This is a genomic window from Streptomyces sp. NPDC058964, assembly GCF_042741275.1.
In the GTDB taxonomy this organism is placed as follows: domain Bacteria; phylum Actinomycetota; class Actinomycetes; order Streptomycetales; family Streptomycetaceae; genus Streptomyces.
Map to the genome: position 1 here is coordinate 2988 of NZ_JBHYKH010000169.1, position 4058 is coordinate 7045.

Genomic DNA, 4058 nt, shown 5'->3' on the forward strand with positions numbered 1-4058 from the left:
CTATCTCGCATCGGGGACCGCGGCCCGCCTTACGGCTACTCGACGAGGTGGACCGGGCCGACGACGAGTTCGAGGCGTTCCTGCTGGAGCTGCTGGCCGACGCCGCGGTCACCATCCCCGAACTGGGCACCCGGACGGCCACGGTGGCGCCGGTGGCCGTACTGACCTCCAACCGCACCCGGGATCTGCACGACGCGCTCAAACGCCGCTGCCTCTACCACTGGATCGACTACCCGGACACCGCGCGAGTCGCCGCGATCATCCGCACAAGGCTGCCGGAGTCGGCGGAATGGCTCGCCGCCCGCGTGGCGCGTGGGGTGGCCCGCCTGCGTGCCCGTCAGGAGCTCACCAAACCGCCTGGCATCGCCGAGGCGATCGACTGGGCGGGCGCGCTGCACGCGCTGGGGCTCTCCGTGCTCGACGCCGACGCCGCCGACCGCACGCTGGGGGCGGTGCTGAAGTACGCCGAGGATCTGGAGGCCGTGCGCCGGGACGGACTGGCGCAGCTGGTCGACGCGGAGCCCGCGGCCGATGCCTGACCTGCCGGAACTGGCCGCCTCGTTCAGCGCCGCCCTGCACGACGCCGGGATCGCGGTGGGCCCGGACCGCACCCGGAGCTTCGCCCGTGCCCTCACCCTGCTGGCACCGGCGACGACGCGCGAGCTGCGGCACTGCGCACTCGCCACCCTCGTGTCCGACCGCGAGCAGATCGAGCCGTTCGACGTGGTCTTCCGCGCGGTCTTCGGCGCCAGGGCCGACATCGGCCAACAGCGCGGGCAGCCCGGCGACCCGCCCCGCTCGTACCCGGACACCGTCGTCGGCACTGTCCACGACGCCCGGAAGGCCACCACCGGCGGAAGCGGCCGCGAGGACGGCACACCGTCGCGCGAGGCGCCGGTACCCCTGGCCGCCAGTCCGCTCGACCGCCTCGCCACCCGCGACTTCGCGGCCCTGTCCGCCGAGGAACTGGGCCGGCTCTCCGAGGTGATGCGCACCCTCGTCCTTCGCACCCCGACCCGGCCGTCCCGCCGACGCCGCACCGCTCTCCACGGCGAGCACATCGACGTACGCCGAACCCTCGCCGCCAGTCGGCGCACCGGCGGGCATCCACTGCGCCTACGCCGTTTCGAACCCCGCACGCGGCCCCGCGACCTCGTCGTGCTCTGCGACATCTCGGGATCGATGGAGCCCTACGCCCGTGCCATGCTGCAACTGCTCTACTGCGCCCACCGTGCCGCCCACGCCGAGGTGTTCACCTTCGCCACCCGCCTCACCCGCCTCACGCCCGCCCTCCGCCGGGCCGGGCCGCACGACGCCCTGGCACGGGCCGGGCGGGCGGCCCCGGACTGGTCCGGGGGTACCCGGATAGCGGATTGCCTGGCGGAGTTCAACGAGCGGTACGGCCGACGCGGCATGGCGCACGGCGCCGTGGTCGTCATCATCTCCGACGGCTGGGACACCGGCGCGCCCGCGCTCCTCGCCACCCAGATGACGCGGCTGTCCCGGGTCGCCCACCGCGTCGTATGGGTCAACCCACGTACGGCGAGCCCCCGTTACCGTCCGCTCGTGGCCGGCATGGCCGCCGCGCTGCCCTACTGCGACGCCGTCGTCAGCGCCCACAGCCTCGAGGCACTGGACGACTTCACCGCTGCGCTGTCGGCGCCGGGCCGCCGCCGGTGACCGTCACGAGAGTTACGAGCAAGGCGCCCCCCGTACCCGGCTCGGTCCGGGTCGTCGGGGGGCGCCACTGTGTGCGTCAGAACTCCAGCTCGTGCTCGATCGCGGCCAGTTCTTCGGCGGTGCCCTGAACCTTCGGGCCCTCGAACCATTTGCGTGCCGAGACCAGCCACCAGATTCCGGCGAAGCCGAGGACCATGAGGACGGCGAGCGGGGTGTAGTTGAAGGTCTTGGTGGTGACAGGGCTGGCCGTGGGCAGCATGAACAGGACGCTGATGAACAGGGTCCAGACGACGGCGATGACGCCGACGGGCCGGCTCCAGCGGCCGAGGTGCCAGGGGCCGCGTTCGAAGCGGTCGCCCTGGAGCAGCCGCAGGAACACCGGCAGGACGTAGGCGATGTACAGGCCGATGACGGCGATCGAGGTCACGGCCGCGTACGCGGTGGCGTTCCACAAATAGGGTAGGCCGAGGACGAAGGCACCGCCGGCGGCCAGCCACACCGCGTTGGTGGGCGTCTTGGTCCGCTTGTTGATGCGGTGCCACACCTTGGAGCCCGGCAGCGCGCCGTCCCGGGAGAACGCGTAGATCATCCGGGAGTTGGCGGTGACCGAGGACATGCCGCAGAAGAACTGGGCGCCGATCGCGACGAGCAGCAGGAGCTTGCCTCCGGTCTCGCCGAGGGCGTCGATGAAGATCTGCGCCGGCGGGACACCGGTCGAGCTCGACAGGGCACCGTCGTAGCTCTGGATGGCGAAGGTGATGCCGAGCAGCAGGACCCAGCCCGCGACGAGGGAGACCAGGATGGACATCACGATGCCGCGCGGTCCGGCCTTGGCCGCGTCGTGGGTCTCCTCGGTCATGTGCGCCGAGGCGTCGTAGCCGGTGAAGGTGTACTGGGCGAGCAGCAGGCCGAGGAGTCCGACGTAGAAGCCGGAGTGCCAGCCGGTTCCGTTGACGAAGTGGGTGAAGACGAAGCTCGCGGACTGGTGCTTGGCCGGGAAGATCACCAGCGCACCGACGATGACCAGCACGCCGAGGATGTGCCACCAGACGCTGATGTTGCCCAGGACGGACACCAGCTTGACGCCGAAGGTGTTCAGCGCGCCGTGGACGGCCAGCAGGATCCCGAAGAGCAGGATGGTGTGCCCCGGCGTGGCGGAGAAGCCGAACTGAAGGTCGAGCAGCGCGTTGAGGAAGAAGGCCGCGCCGAAGTCGATGCCCGCGGTGACCGCCACCTGGCCGAGGAAGTTGAACCATCCGGTGAACCAGGACCAGGCCGGGCCGTGGGACGGAGCCAGCTTGGCCGCCCAGTAGTACAGGCCGCCCGCCGTGGGGTAACTGGAGCAGACCTCGGCCATGGCCAGGCCCACGAAGAGGGTCATGACGCCGACCAGCGGCCAGCCCCAGGTGATCAGCGCGGGCCCACCGGTGACCATGCCGAATCCGTAGAGCGTCAGGCATCCGGAGAGGACGGAGATGATCGTGAACGAAATGGCGAAGTTCGAGAACGCCGACATCGAACGCGCCAGCTCCTGCGCGTAGCCGAGTTCGTGCAGGCGTTTGGCGTCTCCGGACAGAGTTCCCTCGCGCTCCGGCTCCGTCACTGACTTCTCGGTGGACATACGGACCTCCTAGGGCTCGGGTCGCCGCCGGTGGATCCGGCGTACCGCTCCCCGCCGGGATCAAAGGTTTGTGGCGATACCTTTTCGGTCGACGCCGCTGAGCGCAAGGGTCTGGCGTTAAACAGCGGTTACGAAAAGGCTTCGACGCGATCGGCAACGGTCTGAAGCGAACCGAGAAGCGGCGCGAAGACGCCGGGTGCGCGACGCGCGGCCCCCACCCGGCCCGCAGGCGGGGGCCTCTACTGACGGATCTTAAGGTGATTGCACAAACCATTGATGGGGATAGCCTGCGACGGTGGCGGCCGCGCCGCCGTGCCGTTCGCCTCGCGGGATGCCCGGCGGTCCCGTAGATTCGCGATGCCGCCACGGGTCGACCGATCAGGAGTGCCCATGCCAGGACAGTTTGATGCGACGACCGAGGTCGACCGGCCTGTCGAGAAGGTCTTCGCCTACCTGGCCGATGGACGGAACGATCCGGAGTTCAGCCCCCGCGTGCTCGGGATCGAGCGGGTCCCCGACTCCCCGACCACCGTGGGAACGGTCTTCCGGAGCACGGTCAAGGACGCCGGGATGAAGACCGGCAGGGAGTTCCGCGTCACCGAGTTCGAAGCTCCGGTGAGGATCCGGTGGACCGAGGTGTCGAAGAACAGCGTGACGGTACGTGAAGGCGGCTACGACCTGAAGCGCCTGGCCGACGGCAGGACCCACGTCCGCATCTTCAACGTTCTGGAGGGGCACGGGGTGGGCAAGCTCGTCG

At 70.1% G+C, this 4058-nt stretch carries 4 protein-coding genes; 3 read left to right on the forward strand and 1 reads right to left on the reverse strand.

Translation table 11 applies throughout. The features are described from left to right. Positions 1 to 539 (forward strand): AAA family ATPase (locus ACFW2E_RS21515; protein WP_384468675.1); only part of this gene is annotated, 539 nt, incomplete at its 5' end. Continuing rightward, positions 532 to 1680, forward strand: a complete 1149-nt coding sequence (locus ACFW2E_RS21520; protein ID WP_384468676.1) for a VWA domain-containing protein — start codon at positions 532 to 534, stop codon at positions 1678 to 1680. The genes ACFW2E_RS21515 and ACFW2E_RS21520, both read left to right, overlap by 8 nt. Before the next feature lie 76 nt (positions 1681 to 1756). Here the strand turns inward: ACFW2E_RS21520 and ACFW2E_RS21525 are convergent, their stop codons facing one another. Then, the gene (locus ACFW2E_RS21525; protein ID WP_384468677.1) at positions 1757 to 3301 is read right to left on the reverse strand and encodes an amino acid permease; all 1545 of its coding nucleotides are present in this window, start codon (positions 3299 to 3301) and stop codon (positions 1757 to 1759) included. 390 nt (positions 3302 to 3691) lie between these two features. Between ACFW2E_RS21525 and ACFW2E_RS21530 the strand changes: the two genes are divergently transcribed. Next, on the forward strand, positions 3692 to 4058 hold a 367-nt coding region (locus tag ACFW2E_RS21530; RefSeq protein ID WP_384468678.1), incomplete at its 3' end, for an SRPBCC family protein.